The sequence below is a fragment of the Paraburkholderia sp. SECH2 genome (assembly GCF_030464795.1).
Lineage (GTDB): Bacteria > Pseudomonadota > Gammaproteobacteria > Burkholderiales > Burkholderiaceae > Paraburkholderia > Paraburkholderia aspalathi.
Map to the genome: position 1 here is coordinate 108,127 of NZ_JALPRH010000001.1, position 24,622 is coordinate 132,748.

Sequence of the window (24,622 nt, forward strand, 5' to 3'; positions counted from 1 at the left end):
GGCTTTTTTTAAATATCTGACTTTTATCACAGATTCCGGGAAATTTTCCCGCTTCGACGCGTCGCCGATGTGCTGCGAGCCCGCAAGATTTTCTTCCGCAAAACTTCCGTACGCATTGTCGAGACTATGTCGTCGTTTTTGAAGGCCTCCTGCCGGCGTCTCGAGATCGGTCGAGAATAGTTTCTCTTAAGGGAAAACCCGTATAATCGCTCGACGAGAGGTCAGACAACTATAGGACACAATAGTGGTCGAGACCCTGGCCGCGCCCTGCCGCGCAGCGCCTACCCTGACAAGCCCTTCTTTCCCAGCCCCGTGAATCCGACTGCGACTGCCCTGCCTTTCCGAAACGCCCTCTTCGCGATGCTCGGCATCGGCCTCGTCAACATGCTGGTCGCACTCGACCAGACCGTCGTCAGCACCGCGTTGCCCTCGATTGTCGCCGAACTGCATGGCTTCGAGTACTACGCATGGATTGCCAGCGCGTACCTGTTGGCGTCGGTGGTGACGGTTCCCGTGTTCGGCCGTCTCGGCGATTATTTCGGCCGCAAGCGTTTCGTGATCGCCGCGGTCATCACGTTCACGGTGGCGTCGGTGCTTTGCGGCGTGGCGAACGACATGCTGTTCCTCGTCATCGCGCGCGGCCTGCAAGGGGTCGGCGGCGGGATGATGGTGGGCACGGCGTTCGCGTCGATCCCGGATCTTTTCCCCGATCCGCGCGCACGGGTGCGCTGGCAAGTGGTGATGGCGGCTGCCTACGGAATCGGCACCGCGGCGGGTCCGTCGCTGGGTGGCTGGATGAGTGAGCATTGGGGCTGGCGCTCCACCTTCCTGATCAACCTGCCGGTGGGCGCCGCAGCGCTCTATTTTATCTGGGCGCATCTGCCCAACTTCCAGCGTCCGCACGAGGGTGAGGTCAAGATCGACTGGCTCGGCGCGGCGCTGGTCGCCGCCGTGTTGGGCGGCCTGCAGGCTTTTATCGAAGCCGTGCCGAAAGACGGCCTGACACCCGGCAACCTGGCGCTGGCGGCCTTCGTGATCGTGGGGGCCGTTGCGTTGCTGGTGTGCGAGAAACGCGCCACGCATCCGATCATTCCGCTCGACCTGTTCAAGGACGCGCAACTCGTCACGCTCTTCGTACTCGGCTTCCTGTCCGGCTTCGTGATGTTCTCGCTGATCTTCTTCGCACCGCTGCTGTTGCAAGGCGGTTTCGGACTCTCGCCGCAACAGGCCGGTCTGCTCGCGACGCCGATCGCCGCCTGCATCGCGCTCGGCAGCCTGCTGAATACGCGCATCGTCATTCATCTGAAGAAGCCCACGCGGATTCTGTCGATCGGATTCGCGCTGCTGCTGTTCGCATCGATCGCATTGGCGTTTGCCAATCCGGAGACACCGCACGTATGGATCGAATTGCCGATGGCGGCCGTCGGCATCGGCCTGGGTTTCATCCTGAACAATCTGAATGTGTTCGGCCAGGAGATTGCCGGGCGTGAACGCTTCGGCATCACGACCGCACTGCTGCAGTCCACGCGCATGGTGGGTGGGATGCTCGGCACCAGCATTGTGGCAACCGTCGTGCAGCACCACTACCGCAACGTGGTCACGCGCACGATGAGCGTGCTCGGCGAGCCGGCAGTATCGCAATGGCAGCCGCGTTTTGTCGATCTACGCATCCTGATCGACGAAACGGTGCGCCTGAAACTGATTGCGGATATGAAGACGTCGGGGCTCAATACACTGGCGTTGATCGACACGGCACGCGATGCGCTGGTGCAGTCGATTCATATCGGGGTGTGGCTGACGGCAGTGGCGGCACTTGCGGCCGCACTGCTCGTACAACGCATCTCGCACGTTGTGTTTCGCCGGAGTTGAGGTGAGGGCGGCGAAACCGCCGCCACTACCTGCACCACTTATTACGCTACTTATTGCGCGCCGAGCTTCTTGATCAGCACGTCGAGTTGCGCCATTTCTTCTGCGGTCAGATCGGTCAGCGGTGCGCGCACCGGACCTGCGCTGCGGCCGACCAGCTTCGCGCCAGCCTTCACGATACTCACCGCATAACCCTGACGACGATTGCGGATCGCCAGATACGGCAGGAAGAATTCGTCGATCAGCTTGCCGACGGTCGCATGATCATCCGCGGCAATCGCGCGATAAAACTCCATTGCCGTCTTCGGAATGAAGTTGAACACGGCCGACGAATACACGGGCACACCCAGCGCCTTATATGCCGCGGCGTAAACTTCCGCGGTCGGCAGGCCGCCGAGATACGAGAAGCGGTCGCCGAGACGGCGGCGAATCGTCACCATCGCCTCGATTTCACCCACGCCGTCCTTGAAGCCGATCAGGTTCGGGCAACTGTCAGCAAGGCGTTCGAGCATGTCCGCATTCAGCTTCGAGTTCGCGCGGTTATAAACGATCACGCCGATGTTCTTCACGGCCTTGCAGACCTGTTCGACGTGCGCGGCAATCCCTTCCTGCGACGCCTCGGTCAGATAGTGCGGCATCAGCAGCACGCCGCTCGCGCCCAGGCGCTCGGCTTCCTGTGCGTAGTCGATCGCCACGCGCGTCGGACCACCCGCGCCGGCAAGAATCGGCACCTTGCCCCGGCAGGTCTCGGTCGCCGTGCGAATCACGTTCGTGTAGTCGCTTTTGGTCAGCGAGAAAAATTCGCCCGTGCCACCGGCCGCAAACAGCGCGGTCGCTCCATAGGGGGCGAGCCATTCGAGGCGCGCAGCATAGGTATCGGCGCGGAAATCGCCTTGTTCGTCGAAGTCGGTCACCGGAAAGGACAGCAGGCCTTCAGAAACGATCGCTTTGAGTTCTTGAGGTGAGGTCATAGCGTGACAGCGTGAATGGTGGGTAAAAGCGGGCGGCCGCACGAAGCGCCGCTCAGATCAGGAGGAAACTCAGCGCACCAGACACGGACGCTTGTTATCGAACTTCCAGTTCGGAATCAGGTACTGCATGGCCACGCCGTCGTCGCGCGCGCCGAGGCCATGTTGCAGATACAGCGCGTGCGCCTTCTCGATCTCGTCCATATCCAGCTCGACACCGAGGCCGGCGGCCTGAGGCACCTTGACCTTGCCGCCCACGATCTGCAGCGGCTCGCGCGTCAGGCGCTGACCGTCCTGCCAGATCCAGTGCGTGTCGATCGCCGTGATCTTGCCCGGCGCCGCTGCCGCGACATGCGTGAACATCGCGAGCGAAATGTCGAAGTGATTGTTCGAATGCGAGCCCCAGGTCAGGCCCCACTCGTTGCACATCTGCGCCACGCGCACCGAGCCCTGCATGGTCCAGAAGTGTGGATCGGCAAGCGGAATATCCACGGACTGCAACTGGATCGCGTGACCCATCTGACGCCAGTCGGTCGCGATCATGTTGGTCGCCGTCGCCAAACCGGTCGCACGGCGGAATTCGGCCATCACCTCGCGGCCCGAGTAGCCGTTTTCCGCGCCGCACGGATCTTCTGCGTAAGCCAGCACGTCGTGTTGGTCGCGGCACAGGCGCACCGCTTCCGCGAGCGACCATGCGCCGTTCGGGTCGAGCGTGACGCGGGCATTGGGAAAGCGTTCGGCGAGCGCCGTCACCGCTTCGATTTCGGCGTCGCCGGCCAGCACGCCGCCCTTGAGCTTGAAATCGTTGAATCCATAGCGTGCTTGCGCTGCCTCGGCAAGCCGCACTACCGCCTCGGGTGTCATCGCTTCTTCGGTACGCACGCGCTCCCAGTCGTCGCGCCCTTCCGCGCCACTGTCATAGGGCAGATCGGTTTTCTTGCGGTCGCCGATATAGAACAGATAACCGAGCATTTCCACTTCGTCGCGTTGCTGGCCTTCGCCGAGCAGTGCCGCAACAGGGACACCCAGATGCTGTCCGAGCAGATCGAGCAGCGCGGCTTCGAGTGCGGTCACTGCGTGAATGGTGGTGCGCAGATCGAAAGTCTGCAGGCCGCGACCGCCGGCGTCGCGGTCGGCGAACTGCGTACGCGCCTTGTTCAGGATAGCCTGGAGATTGCCGATCGACTGACCGACAACCAGCGGACGCGCGTCGTCGATCGTCTTGCGGATGCTCTCGCCGCCCGGCACTTCGCCGACACCGGTGTGTCCCGCGCTGTCGCGCAGAATGACGATATTGCGCGTGAAGAACGGGCCATGCGCGCCGCTCAGATTCATCAGCATGCTGTCACGGCCGGCGACGGGCACGACGCGCAGCTCGGTCACGATCGGCGTGGCGTTCGATTGGGGTGAGTTCGTGGACATGATAGTGGGACCAGGTAAGTGAATAAGCCGACTGGCGGCGGTCGATCGAAATTCAATGCGCTTTGCTATGGAGTGGCTCAGGCAACGCGTCGCGGTTCACACGGCGATTGCGGGTCAGGAAGCCGGCCGCCGCCGCGATCAGCGAAGCCACGCCCAAGGCGTACAGACCACCGGTGATCGAGCCGGTGTGCTGCTGCAGATAGCCGAAAGCAGCCGGCGCGAAGAACCCGCCCAAGTTGCCGATCGAATTGATCAGCGCGATGACGGCAGCGGCCACGCGTGCGTCCAGATAACCCTGCGGGATCGGCCAGAAGAGCGAAGACGCGGCCTTGAAACCGATCGCTGAGAAGCAGATTGCCACAAACGACAGCACCGGATTACCCGACGTCGAAGCGAACAGCCCGCACGCTGCGATAACAAGCGCTACCGCCAGCCACGCTTGCTGAAAACGCCATTTCGCGGACAACACCGCGAAGCAGTACATCGCGACCATGGCGATGAGCCACGGGATGGTATTGAACATGCCGACTTCGAAGTCCGAGAGTCCGCCCATCTTGCGGATGATCGTCGGCAGCCAGAAAGTGGCCGCGTAAATGGTCAATTGAATCGCGAAGTACAGGAAGCAGAACAGCAGGATCTGCGGGTCCTTCAGCAGCTTCACGGCCGGTAGATGCGCGCCGCCGTGCGCCACGCGTTCGGCCTGTTCCGCCGCGATCGCGCTTTCGAGAACGGTCTGCTCTTCAGCCGTCAGCCAGGAGGCATCGCGAATGCGCGACTTCAGCAGCAGCCAGCTCACACCGCACAGCAGGATCGAGAAGCCGCCCTCAATGAGAAACATCCATTGCCAGCCGTGCAGGCCAAGACCGCGAATCGACAACAGACTGCCTGTGATCGGACCGGACAGCACCGACGCAAGCGCGGAACCCGAGAGAAAAACCGCCACAGCCTTGCCGCGCTCTTTCTGCGGCAGCCATTGAGTGAAGTAAAACACTACACCCGGGAAGAAGCCGGCTTCGGCGATACCGAGCAGGAATCGCAGCACATAGAAGGACGTATCGTTCCAGACGAACGCCATGGCCGCCGCGACCAACCCCCAGGTGCCCATGATGCGGGTCAGCCAGGCGCGCGCGCCGTACTTCTGCATCAACACGTTCGACGGCACCTCGAACAACGCGTAGCCGACAAAGAACAACCCGCTCCCGAGGCCATAGGCGGCAGCGCCGATGCCGAGGTCCGTCTGCATGTGGGAATTGACGAAGCCGATGTTCACGCGATCGATGTAGTTCGCAATGAACATGATCAGGAAAAGCGGCAGCACGTGCCGCTTGACCTTCGAGACCGCGGACTCTAACGGGTCAGCAGCGGCGGTGAGAGCAGATGTCAAGGTTGTCTCCAGTTCCGGTCACTCCGGCGGCCTGATCGAACGCACGCGGCACATTCGAGCAGGCCGGGCGATTCGGTCCTAAAATGCGTGATACGTTGTCTGACGACAGTCTACCCCGTTCCAATCACCGATTCCAATGGGGTGTTTACCCTGCCATGCACACCATATACGCTGGGATGCGGACGCCACGATACCGCTGTAGCCGTTGAAACTGTAGAATCGAATTAAGACGTCTGATGACATGATAAAAGACTGGCGAGCTATGCAGGCCATGTTCGGTCAACGAGCCGTCGTCGTATGCATCGGCAGCAAGAGATTCAAATCGGCGCCTTTCGGACAGACGCTATGATGGCTATGTCGAGACGACACGCGATGTCACTCGCCCACGCAACGTGTAAATTTCCAGCCGATTAGTCAATAAGCAACAGAGATGAGCAGCCTAACTGAGAAGGTGGTGGCCACCCTTTCCGATGAAATCCGCCGCGGCAGCCTGCGGCCCGGAGACCGTATCCCGACTGAAGTCGCGATGATGAAGCAGCTCTCGGTGAGCCGCTCCGTGGTCCGCGAGGCCATCTCGCGCCTGCAGGCGGCCAAAGTGGTCGAGACGCGTCACGGCATCGGCACGTTCGTTCTGGAGCCGGCCACGGAACAGTCCATGCAGCTGCCCGCCGCCGACCTCTCCAGCATGCTGGACGTCATGGCGATCATCGAATTCCGCATCGACGTCGAAGCGGCCTCGGCCGCGCTCGCGGCAGCGCGACGCACCGAGCAGAATCTCAAGCAGATTCGCGCCGCACTGGAGCGCTTTGAATCCGAACTCGAACGGGGAAGCACCGACACGTTGGCGCACGACATCGAGTTTCATCTGCAGATCGCGCGCGCCAGCGGCAACCGCTACTTCTTCGATGTGCTCAGCCAACTCGGCCGCGCGGTGAGCCCGCGCACGCGGCTCGGCACCGCCGAGATCGCGGAGCTCGACCATATCGAGATCCTGCGCAATGTGCTCAGCGAGCATCAGATGATCTATCGGGCCATTGAACGCCAGGACGCGGACGATGCGCGCGCCGCGATGCGCATGCATTTGAGCAACAGCCGCGAGAGACTTCGGCGCGCGCATGAGTTGAGCAAGGCGAGCGGCTGAGCCGGATAACCGGCGAGCTCTCTTAGCTTCACGCTTCGGGCTGCCTTACAGCACCAGCTAACAAGAACAAGAAGCCGGCTAAGGGACCGCAGCCGGATCCTCCACCTCCAGCCCCATCAAAGCCGAACTCAACGATTTGCCGTGCGCGTCGAGCGCAAGCGAGCGCGTCACGCCCCCGCCGAGCGCATGGCCGAGCACGAAGTTGAATGCGGCGATGCCAGGCAGTTCATAACGCACGACTTCGCCGCGCACTACGTCGTTCAGATGCGCCTTGACCCGCTCCACGGTCAACACCGCCCGCAGATGCTCATAGTGCTTCGCGTCATAACAGATGACGGAGATATTCAGCGTATTGCCTTTGTCGCCGGTCCGCGAATGAGCAAGCTCACGTAGTTTCATGTCACGCCTCCACCAGCGAGAATGCCGGCTTGACATGCGCGCGCGGCAACAAGACCGATTGCACCGCGACGACTTCGCGCGCTGACTTGGTCACGCCGCCACCGCCCGCCGGGCCGTTCGTGTAAAGCGTCTCTACCTCGTTGCCGATCTTCACTGCTTGCGCCAACGATTCAGTGCGCCCCGCGACCCGTACTCGCACTTCATAAGGCTCAGCGTGACCGGCAGCCGCCGCATCGCCATGCAATGCGTTCACACCGATCAGATCGAAGCGTAGTTCACGCGTTTTGACGCCCGTCAGGGCAAGCCTTTCCCGCACGATATCGAGTGCAAGCCGGGCACGCGCCAGCGCGCCGGGACCGCCGTATGAAATCTGCCCTTCGCCGATATAGCCATCGAAGTAAGCGACCGACACCTTCAACGTATCGGTACGCGGCGTGCCGCGCCCGCCGCTCACGCGAATGCGATCCGGCGCTTCCTGCATGACACGAACTTGCGTGAAATCGGCGACCACGTCCGGTTGCAGATAACGCTGCGGATCGTGAATCTCATACATCAGTTGCTCTTTGCAGGTTGCTTCGGTTACCCGGCCACCGGCCTGTGGGAGCTTGGTGATGAGCACCGTGCCATCCGCCGCGACTTCGGCGATTGGAAAGCCGAGCCTCGCGAGATTGGGCACGTCCTTGAAACCCGGATCGGCAAAATACCCGCCGGTGATCTGTCCAGCGCATTCGAGCAGATGGCCGGTCACAGTCGCCTGGCCAAGGGTCTGCCAGTCGTCCATCTGCCAGCCGAATTCGTGGATCAGTGGCGCGACGAACAGCGACGGATCGGCGACACGTCCGGTCAAGACGATTTGCGCGCCGGCCGCAAGCGCCTCGACAATCGCCGCCGCGCCAAGGTAGGCGTTCGCGGACACGAGGCGATCACTATACGAAGCAACGCTTTCCCCGGACTCTTCGAAACGGAAATTGCCCTGCCGCACGACGTCGAGTACATCGTCGCCGGTGACGGCAGCAATCTTCACGTCGCCGAGACCGAGCGAGCGCGCGATCTCGGCAGTCTTTCGCGCCGCAGCAAGCGGATTGGCCGCGCCCATGTTCGAAATGATCCGCACGCCGTTGCGAATCGCTGCGGGAAGCACGGCCGCCATGCGTGTTTCGAGCAACGGGTCGTAGCCCAGTTCCGAGTCTTTGCTGCGCGCCTGCTGCGCGATCGCAATGGTGCGTTCGGCGAGGCACTCGAACACGAGGTAATCGAGCGCGCCGTGTTCCGCCAGTTCGACCGCGGGTTCAATACGGTCGCCGGAATATCCCGCGCCCGCGCCGATTCGGACCGGCTGCCTATGTGGAGTCGCTATCATGCTGGTCGCTTCCATTCAGTCAAACAGTCAAGCTCACAACGAGAATATCCCCAGCACGACGCAGGCGATCGTCATGACGATCGACGCGCCGAACAGCAGGGGGAACGTGAATTTTTGGTGATCGGCGAGATCGATACCGCACAGGCCAACCACAAGGAAAGTCGCCGGCGTCAGCGGGCTGACCGGAAAGCCGGTGGTCATCTGGCCAAGCAGCGCGGCCTGGCCGACATGCACGGCGGGCACGCCGAGTTGGCCGGCCACTTCGGCAATCACCGGCAGCACGCCAAAGTAAAACGAGTCCGGATCGAACAGCATGCTCAACGGCATCGACACCAACCCGAGCGCGACGGGAATGTGGCCCGCCATGGCGGGCGGCACGAAGCCGACTGCCGCCTGCGCCATGGCTTTCAGCATACCGCTGCCCTGCATCACGCCGGTGAACACGCCGGCCGCCAGCAGAATGCCGGCCATCATCAACGCGGCGCGCGCGTGAGCGTCGATCCGCTTACGCTGCATGTCGACGTTCGGATAGTTCACCATCAACGCGATGCATAGTCCGACCATGAACATGATGGCCGGCGGAATCTTCTCGCCCATCACGACCATCGTGCCGAGCACGACGAGCGTCAGGACGATGTTGAACCAGAAGTTTTTCGGCCGGCGCAAGGCTTGCTCTTCGGGCGTCAATTCGCGTTTTGGCATCGGCGCGGAACCGTTCGCGGCGGTGAGGCCGAGCCGCTTTTCTTCGCGCCGCCCAAGCCAGAACGCCACGCTGAAGACGAACACCAGGCCGATCAATTGCACGGGAATCAGCGGATTGAACAACGCCGAAATCGGCAGATGCAGCGAGGCCGACGCGCGGATCATCGGCCCCGTCCACGGCAGAAAATTGATGCCGGCGGCCATCGAAACGGCCGCGGCCAGCACGCGCCGGTCCATCTTCAGACGATCGTAGAGCGGCAGCATCGCGGGAATCGTGACAAGAAAGCACACCGCGCCGGAACCGTCGAGGTGAATCAGCAGCGCAAGCAACGTGGTACCCATCACGATCCGCGTGGGCCGCGTGCCGACAGCACGCAGAATGCGGTCGATGATCGGATCGAGCGTGCCGGCATCGGTGATCGTGCCGAAGTAGAGAATCGCAAACACGAACATGCCGACGACGGGCGCGAGGCTCTTGAGCCCGTCGATCACGAATTTGCTTGTCTGAAAACCGAACCCGCCGATCAGCGACGCGGCGAGCGGCACGATGATGAGCGCCACCAGTGGCGACATCCGTTTCGACAGAATCGCGCCAAGTAGCACGACGATGGTGGCTAGCCCCAGCAATGGCAGCATGTCCTTGTCTCCGATGTTGTTTTTTACTGTGATCCAGCGTAAGTTCGAGGCGGCGATAAATCAATTGAAATGAATTGATCGCAGCTATTACAAACCATCATGGATCTGAACCTTCGGGACATTCGCGCGTTTATCGCCGTGGCGCAAACCGGCAGTTTCACGCGCGCGGCCACGCGCCTGCATCTCTCTCAACCGGCCTTGACGGTGCAAATACGCCGCCTCGAGGAGACGGTCGGGCTGCGCCTGTTCGATCGCAACAGCCGCAACGTCGCACTCACGCCGACCGGCCGCGAACTGTTGCCGCTCCTGCAAAAGTCCCTGCATGACATGGAGCACGTGCTGATCGACGCACGTGCGCTCGGTGAGGGCTCGAGCGGCACGGTCCGGATCGCGTGCTTGCCCACTTTCGCGGCGAGCGTATTGCCGGAACTCGTGCAGGACGTGAAGAAGACCGTGCCGCGCGTGAGCTTTCATGTGCGCGACGTGGTCGCCAGCATGGTCAACACGCTGGTGCGCAACGAAGAAGTGGATATCGGCCTGACCGGCGGCGAACTGGGCGACGCCAGCTTCGAGGTGCTGCATGCGGGCATCGACCGGTTGGTGGCGGTGTTTCCGAAACGCCATGCACTGGCGCGCCGCAAGCGCATCACGCTGGCCGACCTTGCCAGTGTCCCGCTCGTGCTCACCGCGCAGGGCACGAGCGTGCGGGCGGTAGTCGACAGCGCGTTTGCCGACGCGCAGGCCATGCCGGAGATCGCGTGCGAGCCGACCTACATGATGAGTGCGGTCGCAATGGTCCGCGCGGGGCTCGGTGTGACCATCCTGCCGGCGTCGGCCCGCGAGGTCAGAGCGGAACCTGAACTGATCGTCCGACCCATCGACGATCCCGCGTTCACCCGCCCTATCGCCCTTATCAAGAAGCGCGGCAGGACCCTGCCGCCTGTCACGGAAACCTTCGTTGCGGTGCTGATCGAAAAGCTCGGCAGGATTGAAGTGGGCGGCCAGGCTTGAGATTACGCGTATTCAATGATTCAATCGACAGCACAACCAGACAGAGACAAAGTCTAGCGCCGCATGCCGGATAAAGCGGCCACACTGGGGAGTCAGGCACGTGTCGAAAGGACAGGTTCTTACCTTGCGCTACCGGTTGGGCAGACGGCTAGCCGGGATCCGAATATCAGCGCGGCGTGGTCACGCAGGCCATTGATTATCTATCGCGCATTAGCTTTCAATTTCAAATAGAACCCGATTCGCCTCGCTATTCATCTGATTTAATCAAAGAGCAGCGCGCTAGTATTTACATCGCGTGGGCGCGAGGAAACGTTCGCGCGTATTTTCCAAAAACGTCGAAAACCAAAAAATGATAATCAGCCAATTTCGAATGCTCGTGGTGGCTGCGGCCTCGGTCGCCACGATTGCTCCGGCGTATGCAGGATTAGGCGGCGCACCGACCTACCCCGTGACCGCCAGCAGTACCAGCGCAGGGGCGGCCAGCCAGGGCGGCACTGCCGTGGCCCGCTTTGCCGCCAGCGGCAATGCAGCTTCGTCCACTTACACCGTGAGTCAGACCACGCTTGCGTCGGGCACGGTCGTGAACGAGTACATCACGGCAGGCAACACCGTGTTCGCGTTGAGCTGGGAAGGCCCTACCATGCCGCCGCTCAACACGCTGCTCGCCACTTACTTCCCGTCTTACGTGCAGGGACTCACTGACGCGCACGCAGCGCAAGGCGGCGGCTATGGCTCAGCGGTCGTGCGTCAGTCGGCTCTGGTCGTTGAAACGGGCGGCCATATGGGCGCCTTCGCGGGTCGAGCCTACCTGCCGCAAGCGTTGCCGCAAGGCGTTAGCGCTGACGACATCAAGTAAGTCTTTAAAAATCAATCGAGAGAATAAAAGTGCGCAAAATCGCATGGATCATTGCCGCAGCGCTCGGCCTGAGTCTGGCTGGCTGCGGTGGCGGTAGCGGGGGCAGCAACAGTGGAACCAACAGCAACACATCGATAAACGCACCAGGGGGTTCGCCGGCGACACCGAGTGGAACGAGTTCGTCGTCCAACGTCCTCGCGGTGGACGCTTCGGCGGTGCCTACTGCGGTCGGTCCTGGCAATACGATGGCCGTGACGGTCAGCAAAACGGGCATCCACAATCAGCCCATGGTCAGCGTCACGATCTGCGCCCCAGGATCTAGCGCCGGCACCAGCTGCTCGACGATCCCGAACGTGATCGTCGATACCGAATCGTTCGGGCTGCGTCTGGTTCGCTCAGCGATTCCGGCCGCCACCTTCAGCGCGCTGACAGCCGAAACCGCCCAGTCGGGAGGTCTCCCGCTCGCCGAATGCGCATTGTTCGGCAGCGGCTATGCATGGGGTTCCGTCCATCTTGCGGACATTGCGATGTCGGGTGAGGTTGCCTCGAGCGTGCCGATCCACGTGATCGGCGATTCGGACCTGACCGTGGCTGCGCCGACGGAGTGCCAGGTTGGCCGCTCATTGACCACCACGACCGATCTCGGCGCAAACGGCATTCTCGGCATCGGTGTGAGCCCGAATGACTGCGGCTCGGCATGCGCGAATGCGGCGGTGTCGACGTTCTACTACACCAACGCGGGCGTGGGCACCTCGGTGCCCGTAAGCGGACAGATCACCAATCCGGTCACCAAGTTCGCGCTGGATAACAACGGTGTCATTCTGGAGATGGCGCAGGTTTCCGACAGCGGCAGCGCGACGGCTCAGGGCACGCTGGTGTTCGGAATCGACACGCAGACCAACAATACGTTGTCAGGCACGGGCGCCACGCTGATCAGGACGAACGGGAACGGCGACTTCGCGTCGACCTACGGTGGCTCGACGCTGACGAAGACGTTCTTCGATTCCGGATCGACGGTGCTGTTCTTCCCTGACTTGACGATCCCGGTTGATAGCGCGACCGGCTACTACATCCCGACGGCCACAGTGGGGCGGACGTCGACGCTGGTGGCAACCAGTCCGGCGAGTGTCTCACTCGGCTTCAATATCGCGAATGGGGCGACACTGAACGCGTCGGGGAATTCCGCGTTCAACAACCTCGGCATTTATATCTCGCGGCAGTTCGACTTTGGTATGCCGTTCTTCTACGGCCGGCACGTGTACTACGGCATTTCGGGTAAGACGTCCACGGGTGGGGGTACGGGGCCTTATGTGGCTTATGTTTCGAGTTGAGGGGTAGTGGTTCTGTAAACAAGCCCGGCCTGTGCGCCGGGTTTGTTTTTAGTAGCGTCGATCGTGTTGATGCTGGTCGTATTTCCCGCGCCGAGGAGAGAAGTCGCGCCACCCACCCACCATCCCAGGCGCGAAAATTCGTAGCTTTGTTGATTTTCTGGTGGCGGCGCCGGCAACCTGGTGGATCCTTGCATTACTGAGCTCACCAGGAAGGCACCCCTCATGCAATCCCACGACGACGACCTCACCCATTTCGCAGCCCACGGCGCAGCCCCGCTGCCTGTCCCGAACGACCACGGCTACGTCGAGCACGATGGCGCTCGAATCTGGTACGCGTCATATGGAACAGGCAAACCGGTGATCCTGCTGCACGGCGGCCTGGGGCACAGCGGCAACTGGGGCTATCAGGTCCCTGCGCTGGTCGGCTCGGGGCATCGCGTGATAGTCATCGACAGCCGCGGCCATGGCCGCAGCACCCGCGACGCGCGTCCCTATATGTATGAGCTGATGGCCTCCGACGTGCTGGCCGTGATGGACACACTGCAGCTCGACCGCGCCGCAATAGCCGGTTGGAGCGACGGCGCGTGCGTCGCCCTGGTGCTGGGCCGCCAGGTCCCTGAGCGGGTTGCAGGCGTGTTTTTCTTCGGCTGCAATATGGATCCGAGCGGGACGAAGGAATTCGTGCCGACGCCGATCATCGATCGCTGCTTCGGACGGCATGCCAAAGACTACGCGCAACTCTCGGCAACGCCCGACGACTTCGACGCATTTGTCGGCGCGGTCAGCGAAATGATGAGAACCCAGCCCAACTACTCCGCGCGCGATCTGGCCGGGATTCGAGTGCCGGTTGCGATCGTCCAGAGCGAGCACGACGAATTCATCAAGCCGGAACACGCCGACTACCTCGCCCGCACCATTCCCGGCGCGAAGTTGATTCTTTTGCCTGGCGTGAGCCATTTCGCCCCGCTGCAACGGCCGGACGAATTCAACCGCGTGTTGTTGGCGTTCCTAGGCCAGGTTCTTTCCTGAACAGAACGCTCACGGGCGAAGCCGCGCTCCGCCCTGAATGCACCCCGCCCCACTATTTGGCCGATCCGCCAAAATTTCACGATGTGGAACGAGTCCTTGCTTCGTAAAAAATCGTGGTGCGTGGCACAAATTCGCCATTTCGCAATGCCGCCCCACGTTGCACATCGCAAAATGACGGCGACAAGTCTTTATTTTTAAACGATATTTTTTGATCGAATGAACTGTCTAACAGCCCCTTGCGCCGAGACCCGCTGACGTAGACTCTTTTACAAGAGCCGGCGCTTCATGTGGTGCAGCGAAATAGACGGGACGAAAACGCAGTCGCAGTATGTCCTCCGCTCCATGCATGAAGCCATCGCGGCACAGCGGTTTTTAAATGGCAATTGGGAGACTAAAAATGAAAGGCTTTCGCTTTGGATCGACCCAGGGAGCGTTCTACATTTTGCCGGGCCAGGGCGGTTGGGAGGCAACCTACGGCAACGAGACGCTCGGTGAATTTTCCAGCCCGCAACAGGCAGCCGATGAAGTCGCACGCGGCCTGACCTGCCCGCAGTTGACCGAAGTCGACACGTCGACGCTCGAAATTCCAGAAAAACTCAGCGATTGGGAAATCGTTCACGTGTGAGGGCGAGGCATGACCGCCACCCACGTAAGCGTAGAAACGACGATGGCGCTCCTCGGGAGCGCCATCGTTTTGTTTGCTGCTTACTTCGGTGCCTGCTTCGGTACTTTCAGGAACGGCCTAAGTACCTCATTCGGCACGTCACTCAGCACGTCATTCCAACCATTAAGCGACCGCGTCCACAATCTTGTTCAGCGTCGCGCTCGGGCGCATGGCCTTGCTCGTCAGTTCGACATTCGGACGGTAGTAACCGCCGATATCCACCGGCTTGCCTTGCGCTGCACCCAGCTCTTCGATGATCTTCGCTTCGTTGTCGGCCATCGCCTTCGCCACGCCAGCAAACTGCGCCTGCAAGGCAGCGTCGTCGGTTTGCGCAGCCAGAGCTTCCGCCCAGTACATCGCCAGATAGAAGTGGCTACCGCGGTTGTCGATACCGCCAATCTTGCGCGCCGGCGACTTGTCGTTGTCGAGGAACTTGCCCGTTGCCTGATCCAGCGTCTTGGCCAGAACCTGCGCCTTCGGGTTGTGATACGCGCCGCTCAGGTGTTCGAGCGAAGCCGCCAACGCCAGGAATTCGCCGAGCGAGTCCCAACGCAGGAAACCTTCTTCGACCAATTGCTGAACGTGCTTCGGCGCCGAACCGCCCGCGCCCGTTTCGAACATGCCGCCACCTGCCATCAGCGGAACGATCGACAGCATCTTCGCGCTGGTGCCCAGCTCCATGATCGGGAACAGGTCGGTCAGGTAGTCGCGCAGCACGTTGCCGGTGACCGAGATGGTGTCCTTGCCGGCGCGGATGCGCTCGATCGAGAACTTGGTCGCTTCAACCGGCGTCATGACGCGGATATCCAGACCGTTGGTGTCGTGGTCCTTCAGGTATTGCTCGACCTTTTTGATGATCTGGGCGTCGTGCGCACGTGCCGCGTCCAGCCAGAAAATAGCCGGCGTGTTGGTGGCGCGTGCGCGGTTCACCGCGAGCTTGACCCAATCCTGGACCGGCGCATCTTTGGTCTGGCACATGCGCCAGATGTCGCCCGCTTCAACCGCCTGCTCGATCAGCACCGTACCGGCTGCGTCGGTCACGCGAACCACGCCGTTTGCCGGGATCTGGAACGTCTTGTCATGTGAACCGTATTCTTCAGCGGCTTGTGCCATCAGGCCGACGTTCGGCACCGTGCCCATGGTGACCGGGTCGAATGCACCGTTCTTCTTGCAGTCTTCGATCACTGCCTGGTAGACGCCGGCGTAGCAACGGTCCGGAATCACTGCCTTGGCGTCGTGCAGTGCACCGTCCGCGCCCCACATCTTGCCCGACTCGCGAATCATGGCCGGCATGGAAGCGTCGACGATCACGTCGCTCGGCACGTGCAGGCTGGTGATGCCCTTGTCCGAGTTGACCATGGCCAGTTGCGGGCGTTGCGCGTATTGAGCCTTGATGTCGGCTTCAATCGCTTCGCGCGTTTCAGTCGGCAAATCCTTCAGGCGCGCGTACAGGTCGCCGATACCGTTGTTCGGGTTGAAGCCGGCTTGCGCCAGCGCGTCGGCGTGCTTGGTCAGCACGTCTTTGTAGAACACCGAGACCACGTGACCGAAGATGATCGGATCCGACACCTTCATCATGGTGGCCTTCAGGTGCACCGAGAACAGCACGCCCTTCGCTTTCGCATCGGCGATTTCTGCTTCGATGAAGCTGCGCAGCGCGTTCTTCGAGAGCACCGAAGCGTCGATGATCTCGCCCGCTTGCACGGCCGTCTTTTCTTTCAGGACCTTCGCCGAACCGTCGGCGGCGATCAGTTCGATTTTCACGGCGCCGGCTGCTGCGATCAGCGCCGATTTTTCGCTGCCGTAGAAATCGCCGCCGCTCATATGCGCCACGTGCGACTTCGAGTCCGCGCTCCACGCGCCCATCTTGTGCGGGTGCTTGCGTGCGTAGTTCTTCACCGACAACGGCGCGCGGCGATCCGAATTGCCTTCGCGCAGCACCGGGTTCACCGCGCTGCCCTTGATCTTGTCGTAACGCGCCTTGACGTCTTTTTCAGTGTCGGTATTCGCCACGTCCGGATACGGCGGCAGTTTGAAACCCTGATCGCGCAGCTCGGTAATCGCGGCCTTCAGTTGCGGCACCGACGCGCTGATGTTCGGCAGCTTGATGATGTTCGCTTCCGGACGCGTGGTGAGTCCACCCAGTTCCGCCAGATCGTCGGAGCCCTTCTGTTCCGCGGTCAGGTAGTCGGGAAATGCAGCGATGATCCGGCCGGCGAGCGAGATATCGCGCGTTTCAACGATCACGTCGGACGAGCGCGTGAACGCCTTGACGATCGGCAGCAGCGAATAAGTCGCCAGAGCAGGCGCTTCGTCGGTCAGGGTGTAGATGATCTTCGGCGATGTGGACATGTTTGATGCTTTGCTAGGTGAAGTGTTAGACAGAGCGTTGGTGGCGCTGAGCCACAAGGTGGCGACAGAGCAGCAAGAACGCAGCGCGACCCACGGCACTACTTTTTACGGCACGGACGTGAGTATATGCGTGTTTTCCAGTACTCGCTGCTAAACAAACATGCCGCCGTGACGCCCCACAGAGGGGCAAGCCCCGCCAGATAAGGCTTTTAGCCGATTGCCCTATGTCTTAAGACAGATGTCTTATAGATGACTTACCGTTTGAAATTAACGATTGTGAATGCGAATCAGATGCATTAACATTCGTAAGCTTTGTAGGTTGAACCGTCCGCTTAATCACCACTCGCTCGACCGACGCCATCCCGCACTTTTTGGTGCGCGGCGTCGTGCTGCCTAATTCAAACAACATGCAGAATTCATCTATCACCGGACGCCCAGCGCACCCAATCGTTTTGCGCGGCCACCGCCGTACCCCGTCGTTACTCAGTGCAGGGCTCCTCGTCAGCGTCGGCTTATCGTTGTCGACTTTGTCATCATCGGGATGGGCGCAAGTCGCGGCAAGCGATACGGCCGCCACGCTGCCCGCGGTGAGTGTGTCGGCCACGAAAGATACGACCGTGGCGCAGGCCGACACCGTCAGCGCCGGCGCGCTAGGTTCGCGCAAGCAGGTGGACACGCCGTTTTCGACACGCGTAGTCACGAGCGACGAAGCGCAGGACCTGATGGCGGCAACCGCCAACGATCTGTTCAAGTACGACCCGGCGGTATCGGCCATCAGCGAAAACGGGATCAGCGAAAACTCCATGTTCACCGTGCGCGGCATGCCGATCGACACGCTGAACAGCATCAAGGTGGATGGCCAGACCTTCCCCTCGTGGGACACCGATCTCTCGCTCGAACCATTTGAGCAGGTCGAATTGCTCAAGGGTCTGTCCGGTTTCATGTACGGCTTCGGTTCGCCGGGCGGCATCGTCAACTACGTGCTGAAGCGCCCGACCGACGATCCCTACCGCAGCATCTCGATCGGCTACAAGTCAGCTGGCGTGTTCAGCGAAGCGGTCGATTTGGGTGGCCGCTTTGGCAATGACAATCGCTTCGGCTACCGCCTGAACCTCGTCAACGAAGACGGCAATACTGCTGAGGACCACGGCCACATCCGCCGCAAGGTGGCCTCGCTTGCGTTCGACTTCCGCATTACGCCGGACCTGACCTTTACCGCCGACGCCTTCTATCAGAAGCGCAAAACCAACGGCACGCTATTCGGCCTGATGTTCGGCAGCGGACTCAGCATTCCCGACGCAAGCACCGTCACCCACGCGCTGACGCAACCGCAGAATTACTACCAGACCGAGATGGCCTCGTTCGGCACGGGCCTGGATTACCGCCTCTCCGAGAACTGGCATGCGAGCGTGAAGTACCGCTTCGCGAAGGAAAACCGCACCAATTCGGACAGCTTCCTGTATGTCACCGATAGCGCGGGTAACTACTCGAACACGCTCTACGCAGCGATGACGCGTTACTTCTATCAGAACGTCGACGTGATGGTGCAGGGCAAATTCAACACCGGCAGCATCAAGCACGACGTCGTGGTCGGCGCGGGTTTCCAGACGCAAACCAGCGAGTACAGCAACAGCGAAGGCTGGAATAGCGGCTACTTCCTCGGCAACGGCAATCTGTACAACAGCACGCTGTTGACCAATGCTGAGGTCAGCATCGGCTCAGACCTGTATCGTCAGCAGCGCACCACGCAGGCCGCCCTGTACGCGAGCGATACGGTGCAACTCACGTCGCGTCTGTCCGCCCTGGTTGGCGTGCGTTACACGCAATATCGCGAGCACGTGTACAACACGAGCGGCGCCGTCTCGTCACAGTACAGCGCGGATCCGGTCACGCCGACCTTCGCGCTGATGTTCAAGACCGACCCGTATTCGACGGTATACGCGAGCTATGTCGAATCGTTGGAACAGGGCGGCGCGGCATCGAACACCAACCTCAATTACCCGGACACGTTCGGTCCGCTGAAGAGCAAGCAGTACGAAGTCGGCTTCAAAACGGACCACAGCAAGTGGGGCGCCAATCTTGCGCTGTTCCGTGTCGATCAGGGCTACAACTATACGAACTCGGCCAACATCTTCGTGCAGGACGGCACGAAGCGCTATACCGGCGTCGATGCGAGCGGCTGGCTTGCGCTGACGAGCGAATGGCGCGTGATGGGCGGCGTGATGTGGCTCGACGCAAAGGCGGTCGATGTGGACGACGCCAGCGTCGAAGGCAAGCGTGTGTATGGCGCGCCGAGATTCACCGTGACTGGCCGGATCGAATACAACCCGTCGTATCTGCGTCCGCTGACGCTGGCGTTCGGCGGCAAGTACGTCGGCAACCAGGCGGTCGACGCGGCCAACACGCAGTTCGTGCCGGCTTATGTCACGTACGATCTGAGTGGCCGCTACGAGACGAAAATCGCCGGCAAGGACGTGACGTTCCGTGCGGGGATCAACAATCTGTTCAACCGCCGCTACTGGACCACGGCATGGGGCTACTACGTGGCGCCGTCGCCGACACGGACTGCCGTGGCGAGCGCTACGTTGCAGTTCTAAGCATTACGTAGGAACGGAAGCGCGCCCACCGTAGCAGCGGGGGCACGCCTCCTCATCAGTTCGCTGGGGGCGCTCCAAGCATCCCAGGAATCTCGGCAACGAGCGCATCAATCGCGCAGCGCGTCTTCAACGCGAGATACCGGCTCTTCGGCCACACGACGTTGATCTCCTGTGAAGGTCGAAAACAGTTCTCCATCACGGTCTGCAACTGACCTGTTGCCTCAAAACGCGTGAGCAGCCAGCTTGGTAGCCACGCCAGCCCGAAGCCCGCAATCGCGGCATCCACGATCCCCTGCATATCGTCAAAGCTAAGCTGCGGCACGACATCCGCGCGGCGGATTTGCCCATCGACATCGAGCACATTCCACGGCTCGATAACCCCGTTGCGTGAATAAGCAATGATCGTGTGCCCGTGGAATTCAGCCACGCGGCCCGGCGTGCCGCAGCGCGCGAGATACGCCGGCGCGGCGCCAATACTTGCGTACTGAACACCGAGCCGCCGCGCCGCGAGACTCACGCTATCGACCAGTGGACCAATCCGCACGACGAGATCGAAGCCCTCTTCCACGACATCCACAAAGCGGTCCGTGACCGAAATGTCGATCTTCAATTGCGGATGCCTGCGCGCAAGCCCGAGCAGCACCGGCGCCACGCAATGATGGCCGAAGGCCTGTGGCACGCTTACCCGCAGACGTCCTTTCGGCTCGCGCCGCCCCGAGTCCAGATCGGCTTCGGCGGCCTCGAGTTCAGCCAACGCGCGCACGCAACGGTCGTAGTACGCTTGCCCGGCCTCGGTGAGACTCTGGCTGCGCGTCGTGCGATTGAGCAGGCGTACACCAAGACGCTTTTCGAGCCGCACGATGACCTTGCCGACCGCCGAGCGTGTCACGTCCATGCGCTCGGCAGCCAACGCGAAACTGCCGGTCTCAACCACCCGCACGAACGTTGTCACGCCGTCGAGAATGTCGCTCATACCCTTACCTTATTGGTTCCGTACAGGACGCATTTCTGGGATTTGCTCGCGTCAATCGGGACTTTAATTCCCTCTATATTACACAGTCCATGGTGGCCAAAGCCATCGACTATCGAGGTGAATTCCTATGTCCAGGTCCAGAAACGCGCCGCCGTCCTACGACGAAGGCTCGCAGGCGGTTATTGCGGAAGAACATCCATCAAGCTCGTCGGACACGCGAGCAGCAGACGCCCCTTCGAGCGGCGCCGCGCAACCGACCACTCGCTTCTCCATCAGCAAGAACACCTTGGCCTTGGGCGCCGTGTGCCTGGCTTCGCTGATGTTCGGCCTCGAAATCTCCAGCGTGCCGGTGATCCTGCCGACGCTCGAGCGCGTCCTGCACGGCGACTTCAAGGGCATGCAGTGGATCATGAATGCCTACACACTCGGCGTGACTACGGTGCTGATGGCAACCGGCGCGCTGGCGGACCGCTTCGGCCGCAGACGTATTTTTGTCGTCGGGATCGCGCTGTTCGGCCTCACCTCGCTGATCTGCGGTTTCGCGCAGAGCGTGCCGACGTTGATCGTCGCGCGCCTGCTGCAAGGCGCGAGTGGCGGTGCGATGCTGATATGCCAGGTCGCCGTGCTCTCGCATCAATTTAACGAGGGACCTGAGCGCGTCCGGGCCTTCAGCGCGTGGGGCATCATTCTCGGCATCGGGCTTGGTTTTGGACCGATCATCGGCGGGATGATCGTTGCGGTATCGGGGTGGCAATGGGTCTTCTGGATTCACGCGCTGCTTGCCGCCATCACGTTGACACTCGTTTTCGGCGGCGTCCAGGAATCGCGCGATCCGCACGCACACACGCTCGATGTTGCCGGCATCGTCACGCTTTCGCTGGCGGTGTTCGGACTCACGTACTACATCACACAGGGCTCGGATCTTGGTTTCGCGAGTCTTCGCGCGATCCTGATTCTGGTGGCAACGGTCGTCGCCTTCGTGGCTTTTCTATGCGCTGAGCGACTCAGTGCGCGCCCGATGTTCGACTTCTCCGTATTCAGGATCCGGAAATTTTCCGGCGCGTTGATGGGTTCCGCGGGCATGAACTTCAGCTTCTGGCCGTTCATGATCTATCTGCCGATCTATTTCCAGATCGGCCTCGGCTACGACAGCGTGAACGCCGGTCTTGCGCTGCTCGCATACACGCTGCCGACACTGTTATTTCCGCCGCTCGGTGAACGTCTTGCGTTGCGTTACGGATCAGGAATCGCGATACCTGCAGGCCTGTTTACGATCGGCCTCGGCTTCATGTTGATGAAATACGGCAGTCACGTCCCGCATCCCGGCGTGTGGACGATGCTGCCCGGTTGCATCCTCGCCGGCGCCGGCCTCGGCCTCACCAACACGCCTGTCACCAATACGACGACCGGTGCGGTTCCGGCGGAGCGGGCGGGCATGGCATCCGGGATCGATATGAGCGCGCGCATGATTACGCTTGCGATCAACATCGCGTTGATGGGCGCGATCCTGGTTGGTGGCATCCTCGTCAATCTGAGGGCGCGACTGCCTGCGACGCTCGACACCGCCCCACTCGGACGACTGGCGGAGAAGATTGCCGCAGGAGACGTCGAAGCGGTCAGACAGGGAATCCCAGCACTAGCCACACTCGACCCATCCGGAACCGCCGTTCACGCCGCGCTAATAGACGGCTTTGGCTGGGTGATGCTCTATGGCGGCGTCGGGGTCTGGGTACTCGCCGCGTTGAGTTTTGTGATTTCGGGAAGCGCTTCGAGAAGGCTGAGGAAAATAGAAACGGCCCCAACACCGCACGCCGTTCGATGCGATTCCTGCTAAATGCCAACGGCCATTTGACGTTCGATGCGCATTTTTTTGCCTCCGGCGTCAAAGTGCGCCGCTGGCACCTTGATAAGGTCGAGAAGCAGTTCGCAACGCTCAGCGCAACCGCAAAGCGGTTTTGCATTTCCACAAGGCCACAAGACTCAGCGCACCGAGAAATGCCAGGTACAACGCAGGCGAAAGCTTGTTGCCGGTGAGTTGAATTAGCGAATCAACGATCAACGGCGCGAACCCGCCGAAGACCGTTACACCAATGTTGTAGCTGACTGCCATGCCGGTAGCGCGCGTCTCTTTCGGAAAGGCGTCTGCCATCAACGCGGGCAGCGCCCCAAAATACACGGCCTTCAGCAGACCGATCCACGCCATCATTGCCATTAACGCGCCCAGGCTCGGATGACGGATCAATGCGGCAAATACCGGGTAGATCGACAACGTGAAGATCACGCCAGAGGCCGCCATCAAGCGAATTCGGCCCACCCGATCGGAGAGGAGACCAATGAACGGCGGTACGAACATCAGAATTGCACCCGTCAATACGGTCGCGGTGAATCCGAAACTCGCCGGCATATGAAGCTGCTTGACCGCGTAGGTCGGGATATAAAGAATCACGTAGCTCGTGCCAGTTGACACGGCCAACACGCCGATCGAAAGCAGCATGCGCAGCTTCTGTTGCGCGAGAACAGTCCTGACAGGCGTAAGCGCGACAGGCGATTTGCCCAGGGTATGAAGGTCATGCTCCTCCTTCATCTGTCTGCGAAGGTACAGCCCGATTGGCCCGATCAGAATTCCAAAGAAAAACGGAACGCGCCAGCCCCATGATTCCATGGATGCCGTGTCCAGGGTGCTGGTCAGCACCGCACCGAACGCAGCGGCCAGTAGATAACTGAGCCCCTGACTCGCGAACTGGAAGCTCGCCATGAAGCCGCTTCTGTGCGGCGCCTGCTCGACCAGAAACGCGGTCGTGCTGCCAAACTCGCCGCCTGCGGAAAAGCCCTGCAACAGCCGTGCAGCAAGCACGGCGATAGGCGCAGCCATGCCGATTGACGCGTATGACGGCATGACGGCGATCGTGAGTGTGCCGACCATCATCATCATGATCGATACCAGCATCGACGCTTTCCGGCCGTGCCGGTCGGCGTAGGAGCCGAGTGCCAGAGCACCAATGGGTCGCACAAGATAGGAAATACCGAAGGTGCCAAGCGTGACCAACAGCGATACCGCGGGACTGGATGCTGGAAAGAACGTCTTCGCAATGGTTGTGGCAAAGAATCCATAGATCAGGATATCAAACCATTCCAAAGCGTTTCCGATAGTCGCGGCAAATATGGTGAGATAGAAGCGGGTCCTCTTCGGCTGGGAAAGGAGATTGGCGCTCACACTTGCGGATGTATCCATGACATGCTCCATAAGGGCTTAGCAGTGAACCTGCGGGCCATACACCCGATGTGGTCAATAACCGGTCGCTACGTTGCGTAGGACGACTGCGCGGAGAACAGCAAAGACTCGCTCGATCCCGATCGGTACTGCCGACGCCTCGTCCGTATCGATTCGATAGCGCATGTGCAAGACGGACTGCCCGTGAACACCGCCGAGCCAATCCAGTTCCTCCGGCACGCTGGACCAAAGCAACAGTTGCACGGCCCGGGATAACTGCCGCATCGATTTTTCGGCATCCCCCGTCACCGTGGCCCCGGAGAATGTCTCGCGTTCGCTGGATTCGATCCATGCTCGATGCAGAGACACAGGCTCGGGAATTCGCAGCATCGAGACCTGAGACACGGCGGTGAAGCGCTTCGCCAGCGCGTGTGCAACCGAAGTCGGAATGCTCCCGTCGACGACGATGCACAGTTGCGTGAATTCCGATGCCCGCAGTATCCAATCCCAATCCGCGCTCGACACATCATGCGAATCCAGGCTACCCATTGCACCCTCCGGAAAGGTCAACGTCGCTTCAAAACACCAGACAAGCCTGACCCGCGCTCTGATTCAAATTCTAAAGAATTTGATCCGAAATCAAATTGCGAAGAAAATTTCCCGTACTTACTTTAAGAAATATCGTCGCGGTGTTTATGCGTGAGAATTTTGTATAGGCCC

At 60.9% G+C, this 24,622-nt stretch carries 19 protein-coding genes; 9 read left to right on the forward strand and 10 right to left on the reverse strand.

Annotated elements, in window-relative coordinates:
- Nucleotides 1–360 precede the first annotated feature (360 nt).
- Nucleotides 361–1,869 carry an MFS transporter gene (locus M0D66_RS00530; protein ID WP_200652098.1) on the forward strand — a complete coding sequence of 503 codons (1,509 nt, stop codon included), beginning with the start codon at nucleotides 361–363 and terminating at the stop codon, nucleotides 1,867–1,869.
- 50 nt (nucleotides 1,870–1,919) lie between these two features.
- On the opposite strand, the gene kdgD is transcribed toward M0D66_RS00530, so the two are convergent.
- From kdgD to M0D66_RS00545, 3 genes are all read right to left on the reverse strand, one after another.
- Nucleotides 1,920–2,837 carry a 5-dehydro-4-deoxyglucarate dehydratase gene (gene kdgD, locus M0D66_RS00535; protein ID WP_093637486.1) on the reverse strand — a complete coding sequence of 306 codons (918 nt, stop codon included), beginning with the start codon at nucleotides 2,835–2,837 and terminating at the stop codon, nucleotides 1,920–1,922.
- A gap of 69 nt (nucleotides 2,838–2,906) precedes the next feature.
- Nucleotides 2,907–4,256 carry a glucarate dehydratase gene (gene gudD, locus M0D66_RS00540; RefSeq protein ID WP_211705918.1) on the reverse strand — a complete coding sequence of 450 codons (1,350 nt, stop codon included), beginning with the start codon at nucleotides 4,254–4,256 and terminating at the stop codon, nucleotides 2,907–2,909.
- Between the two features lie 52 nt (nucleotides 4,257–4,308).
- Nucleotides 4,309–5,640, reverse strand: a complete 1,332-nt coding sequence (locus M0D66_RS00545; protein WP_211705919.1) for an MFS transporter — start codon at nucleotides 5,638–5,640, stop codon at nucleotides 4,309–4,311.
- A 430-nt stretch (nucleotides 5,641–6,070) separates the two neighbouring features.
- Between M0D66_RS00545 and M0D66_RS00550 the strand changes: the two genes are divergently transcribed.
- A complete protein-coding gene (locus tag M0D66_RS00550; protein ID WP_054035508.1) occupies nucleotides 6,071–6,781 on the forward strand; it encodes a FadR/GntR family transcriptional regulator in 711 nt (236 codons plus the stop codon).
- 78 nt (nucleotides 6,782–6,859) lie between these two features.
- On the opposite strand, the gene M0D66_RS00555 is transcribed toward M0D66_RS00550, so the two are convergent.
- The 3 genes from M0D66_RS00555 to M0D66_RS00565 are packed head-to-tail and all read right to left on the reverse strand — an operon-like array spanning nucleotide 6,860 to nucleotide 9,878.
- The gene (locus M0D66_RS00555; RefSeq protein WP_093637499.1) at nucleotides 6,860–7,180 is read right to left on the reverse strand and encodes a hypothetical protein; all 321 of its coding nucleotides are present in this window, start codon (nucleotides 7,178–7,180) and stop codon (nucleotides 6,860–6,862) included.
- Nucleotide 7,181: 1 nt separating this feature from the next.
- Nucleotides 7,182–8,540 (reverse strand): acyclic terpene utilization AtuA family protein, encoded by a 1,359-nt coding sequence (locus tag M0D66_RS00560; protein WP_211705920.1) that lies wholly within the window; start codon nucleotides 8,538–8,540, stop codon nucleotides 7,182–7,184.
- 33 nt (nucleotides 8,541–8,573) lie between these two features.
- On the reverse strand, nucleotides 8,574–9,878 hold the full coding sequence (locus M0D66_RS00565) for a CitMHS family transporter (protein WP_093637506.1): 1,305 nt from the start codon (nucleotides 9,876–9,878) through the stop codon (nucleotides 8,574–8,576).
- 99 nt (nucleotides 9,879–9,977) lie between these two features.
- Between M0D66_RS00565 and M0D66_RS00570 the strand changes: the two genes are divergently transcribed.
- The 5 genes from M0D66_RS00570 (at nucleotide 9,978) to M0D66_RS00590 (ending at nucleotide 14,730) form a co-directional block, all read left to right on the forward strand.
- Nucleotides 9,978–10,889, forward strand: a complete 912-nt coding sequence (locus M0D66_RS00570; protein WP_093637510.1) for a LysR family transcriptional regulator — start codon at nucleotides 9,978–9,980, stop codon at nucleotides 10,887–10,889.
- A gap of 349 nt (nucleotides 10,890–11,238) precedes the next feature.
- Nucleotides 11,239–11,745, forward strand: a complete 507-nt coding sequence (locus M0D66_RS00575) for a DUF2844 domain-containing protein (protein ID WP_234487007.1) — start codon at nucleotides 11,239–11,241, stop codon at nucleotides 11,743–11,745.
- A gap of 29 nt (nucleotides 11,746–11,774) precedes the next feature.
- Nucleotides 11,775–13,076 carry a DUF3443 family protein gene (locus tag M0D66_RS00580; protein ID WP_200621413.1) on the forward strand — a complete coding sequence of 434 codons (1,302 nt, stop codon included), beginning with the start codon at nucleotides 11,775–11,777 and terminating at the stop codon, nucleotides 13,074–13,076.
- Nucleotides 13,077–13,298: 222 nt separating this feature from the next.
- Nucleotides 13,299–14,105, forward strand: a complete 807-nt coding sequence (locus M0D66_RS00585; protein ID WP_200653517.1) for an alpha/beta fold hydrolase — start codon at nucleotides 13,299–13,301, stop codon at nucleotides 14,103–14,105.
- A 397-nt stretch (nucleotides 14,106–14,502) separates the two neighbouring features.
- On the forward strand, nucleotides 14,503–14,730 hold the full coding sequence (locus M0D66_RS00590; protein WP_093637525.1) for a hypothetical protein: 228 nt from the start codon (nucleotides 14,503–14,505) through the stop codon (nucleotides 14,728–14,730).
- A gap of 162 nt (nucleotides 14,731–14,892) precedes the next feature.
- On the opposite strand, the gene M0D66_RS00595 is transcribed toward M0D66_RS00590, so the two are convergent.
- Nucleotides 14,893–17,121: an NADP-dependent isocitrate dehydrogenase gene (locus M0D66_RS00595; RefSeq protein ID WP_211705921.1), complete on the reverse strand. Its 2,229-nt coding sequence runs from the start codon at nucleotides 17,119–17,121 to the stop codon at nucleotides 14,893–14,895.
- Nucleotides 17,122–17,528: 407 nt separating this feature from the next.
- On the opposite strand from M0D66_RS00595, the gene M0D66_RS00600 reads away from it, so the two are divergent.
- Complete coding sequence (locus tag M0D66_RS00600) at nucleotides 17,529–19,718, forward strand: TonB-dependent siderophore receptor (RefSeq protein WP_211705922.1); 2,190 nt, start codon at nucleotides 17,529–17,531, stop codon at nucleotides 19,716–19,718.
- Between the two features lie 55 nt (nucleotides 19,719–19,773).
- Here the strand turns inward: M0D66_RS00600 and M0D66_RS00605 are convergent, their stop codons facing one another.
- Entirely contained in the window at nucleotides 19,774–20,691 is a 918-nt protein-coding gene (locus M0D66_RS00605) for a LysR family transcriptional regulator (protein WP_093637532.1), read from the reverse strand.
- A 127-nt stretch (nucleotides 20,692–20,818) separates the two neighbouring features.
- Between M0D66_RS00605 and M0D66_RS00610 the strand changes: the two genes are divergently transcribed.
- Entirely contained in the window at nucleotides 20,819–22,525 is a 1,707-nt protein-coding gene (locus tag M0D66_RS00610; RefSeq protein WP_211705923.1) for an MFS transporter, read from the forward strand.
- A gap of 99 nt (nucleotides 22,526–22,624) precedes the next feature.
- Here the strand turns inward: M0D66_RS00610 and M0D66_RS00615 are convergent, their stop codons facing one another.
- Both M0D66_RS00615 and M0D66_RS00620 read right to left on the reverse strand, forming a co-directional pair.
- Nucleotides 22,625–23,923, reverse strand: a complete 1,299-nt coding sequence (locus M0D66_RS00615; RefSeq protein ID WP_211705924.1) for an MFS transporter — start codon at nucleotides 23,921–23,923, stop codon at nucleotides 22,625–22,627.
- A 54-nt stretch (nucleotides 23,924–23,977) separates the two neighbouring features.
- Nucleotides 23,978–24,472, reverse strand: coding sequence for a hypothetical protein (locus M0D66_RS00620; protein WP_266208843.1), 495 nt, complete (start codon nucleotides 24,470–24,472; stop codon nucleotides 23,978–23,980).
- Nucleotides 24,473–24,622: the final 150 nt, after the last annotated feature.